We start from the raw sequence: 2,229 nt of genomic DNA on the forward strand, positions 1-2,229 counted from the left end.
CGCCGCAGCCGCCCGCTGGAGCCGCCGTCGTCGGCGACGGTCACCACGGCCGTCAGCCGATCGGTCACCATCCTTAACGCGGACAGGGACGCGTAGAGCCCGTGCCCGCCGCCCAGAGCCACGACGTGCGGCCCGAACCCCTGCATCGTCCCTGGATATGCCCCACGTTCTCCCGGCACCGGGCTCCCTTCAGCCGAACGCGAAAGCCTCACCGGGCACACGCCACCGTCATCGCCGACCGGCTGTGCACTCCCCGCGAGAGCCGAGCCATCATCAGGCGCAGCTCTCGCCGGCAGACCGCCGTCACTCCCGGACCCGGGAAGATCGCCCTCTACCGGATCCGGCAAACCCGCCGCTGCGCCGCCTTCATCGGTCACTCCCGCCCCACATCCCGGTGACTCACCTGGACCTCCATCTCGCGGTCATGAAGGCGGGCCGCGATCTGCTCGGCCATGGCCACGCTGCGGTGCTTGCCCCCCGTGCAGCCCACCGCCAGCGTGGCGTAGCTCTTGCCCTCGCGGGCGTATCCGGCCGCGATCACCCGCAGGACCTCCTCGTACGCGTCGAGGAACTCCTTGGCCCCCGGTTGCCCCAGCACGTAGTCGCTCACCGGCGCGTCGAGCCCGCTCATCGGCCGCAGCTCGGGCACCCAGTGAGGGTTCGGCAGGAACCGGCAGTCGATCACGAGATCGGCGTCCACCGGCAGCCCGTACTTGAACCCGAAGGACACGATGTTGAGCCGCAGCCCCGGCCGGTCCTCACCGCCGAAGTACGCGACGATCTTGTTGCGCAGGTCGTGGACGTTGTGCGAGGAGGTGTCGATCACCAGGTCGGCGTTGGCCCTGACCTCCCGCAGGATGCCCCGTTCGCGGGTGATCCCGTCGACGAGCCGCCCCTCGCCCTGGAGGGGGTGCGGCCTGCGGACGTTCTCGAACCTGCGCACCAGCTCTTCGTCACTGGCCTCCAGGAACACGACCCGCACCCGCACGCCGCGCCCTTCGAGCTCCTCGATGGCCGCGTTGAGGTCGGTGGTGAAGGCCAGGCTGCGTACGTCCACGACGGCCGCCACCTTGTCCGCGGCCAGCTTGACCTTGCCCGCCTCCTCCGCCATCGCGAACAGCAGCCCCGGCGGCAGGTTGTCGATGACGAACCAGCCCAGGTCCTCGAGCGCTTTGGCGGCTGTGCTGCGCCCCGCCCCTGACATGCCGGTGACGATGACGAACGCCGGCTCGGTGCTCATTTCCTCTCTCCGTCCCGCGCGCCCTGCCCGGGCGCGCCACCATAGCGGAGGCACCCGGACACGCCCTGGCGTCCTGGCGAGATCATGGTGACTCTCCCTTCAGCGTCGACACGATGACCTCGGCGATGGACGGGCCGATGCCTGGAACCTCGCAGATCTCCGCGGCAGTGGCCTCGCGTAGTTTCTTCACGGAGCCGAAGTGCTTGAGCAGCGCCTGCCTGCGTGCCGGCCCAAGGCCCGGCACGCTGTCGAGCGCGCTCTCCTTCACCGTCTTGGACCTCTTGGACCGATGGTAGGTGATGGCGAACCTGTGTGCTTCGTCCCGCACGCGTTGCAACAGGTAGAGACCCTCACTTGAACGAGGCATGATCACCGGCTGGTCGTCGCCGGGCAGCCACACCTCCTCCAGCCGCTTGGCCAGCCCGCACACCGATACGTCGTCGATGCCGAGCTCGTCGAGCGCCCGCTGCGCGGCGGCCGCCTGGGGACCCGCGCCGTCGACGACGACGAGGTTGGGCGGGTAGGCGAACTTGCGCGGCTTGCCCGTCTCGGGGTCGATGGGGCCGTGGCCGTTGTCGTCGTCGGGAGCCAGCTCGCCGGTGGCCGAGCGCTCCTCGAGGTAGCGGCGGAACCGCCGCATGATCACCTCGTAGATCGACGCGACGTCGCCCTCCTTGCTCTTGATGGCGAAGCGCCGGTATTCGCTCTTGCGCGCCAGCCCGTCCTCGAAGACCACCATCGACGCCACGACGTTCTCGCCCTGCAGGTGGGAGACGTCATAGCACTCCATGCGCAGCGGCGCCTGGTCGAGGTCGAGGGCGTCGGCGATCTCCTGCAGCGCCTTGCTCCGCGTGGTCAGGTCGCTGGCACGACGGATCTTGTGCTGCGCGAGCGACTCCTTGGCGTTGCGCTCGACGGTCTCCATCAGCGACCTCTTGTCGCCACGCTGCGGCACGCGCACCTCGACGCGGGCGCGGCGCTGCTCGGTC

At 69.6% G+C, this 2,229-nt stretch carries 3 protein-coding genes; all 3 read right to left on the minus strand.

The genetic code is table 11. The features are described 5' to 3' along the window. The coding region (locus tag AB0J09_RS62860) for a 2-phospho-L-lactate transferase CofD family protein (RefSeq protein ID WP_360713805.1) at positions 1-146 on the minus strand (146 nt) is incomplete at its 3' end. 227 nt (positions 147-373) lie between these two features. Further along, complete coding sequence (rapZ, locus tag AB0J09_RS62865) at positions 374-1,240, minus strand: RNase adapter RapZ (RefSeq protein WP_360713801.1); 867 nt, start codon at positions 1,238-1,240, stop codon at positions 374-376. 82 nt (positions 1,241-1,322) lie between these two features. Then, positions 1,323-2,229: excinuclease ABC subunit UvrC (gene uvrC / locus AB0J09_RS62870; protein WP_360713803.1), on the minus strand; the 907-nt coding region annotated here is incomplete at its 5' end.

The organism is Nonomuraea sp. NPDC049784, assembly GCF_040659615.1.
In the GTDB taxonomy this organism is placed as follows: Bacteria; Actinomycetota; Actinomycetes; order Streptosporangiales; family Streptosporangiaceae; genus Nonomuraea.